Source organism: Glutamicibacter sp. MCAF14 (assembly GCF_052114325.1).
GTDB lineage: Bacteria > Actinomycetota > Actinomycetes > Actinomycetales > Micrococcaceae > Glutamicibacter > Glutamicibacter arilaitensis.
The window spans coordinates 1-438 of the sequence record NZ_JBFREO010000029.1 but is presented as its reverse complement, the minus strand read 5'-3'; the positions used below and the strand labels follow the sequence as shown (position 1 = coordinate 438).

Here is a 438-nt window from a genome sequence, read left to right as displayed (position 1 = left end):
CACTGGTTCGATCCCAGTATCGCGCACGGACTCATGGTTCACCAGACCATGAATCTAAAATTAAATATGCGGTCATAGCTCAGCTGGTAGAGCGCAACCTTGCCAAGGTTGAGGTCGCGAGTTCGAACCTCGTTGACCGCTCCAAATAATTGAATATAGTTTTGCGGTCATAGCTCAGCTGGTAGAGCGCAACCTTGCCAAGGTTGAGGTCGCGAGTTCGAACCTCGTTGACCGCTCTGAGAAAACAGATTAATTTTTGTTTTCAGTCGGGATTCCTTGTGAATCTTCGGCGCGATTGGCGCAGCGGTAGCGCGCTTCCCTGACACGGAAGAGGTCACTGGTTCGATCCCAGTATCGCGCACGGACTCATGGTTCACCAGACCATGAATCTAAAATTAAATATGCGGTCATAGCTCAGCTGGTAGAGCGCAACCTTGC

At 50.5% G+C, this 438-nt stretch carries 3 tRNA genes; all 3 read left to right on the top strand.

The annotated features are described in order from the left end of the window. Nucleotides 1–68 precede the first annotated feature (68 nt). A tRNA-Gly gene (locus AB4Y71_RS18005) sits at nucleotides 69–144 on the top strand. A gap of 19 nt (nucleotides 145–163) precedes the next feature. Continuing rightward, nucleotides 164–236, top strand: a tRNA-Gly gene (locus AB4Y71_RS18000). A 53-nt stretch (nucleotides 237–289) separates the two neighbouring features. Then, nucleotides 290–361, top strand: a tRNA-Val gene (locus AB4Y71_RS17995). Nucleotides 362–438 lie beyond the last annotated feature (77 nt).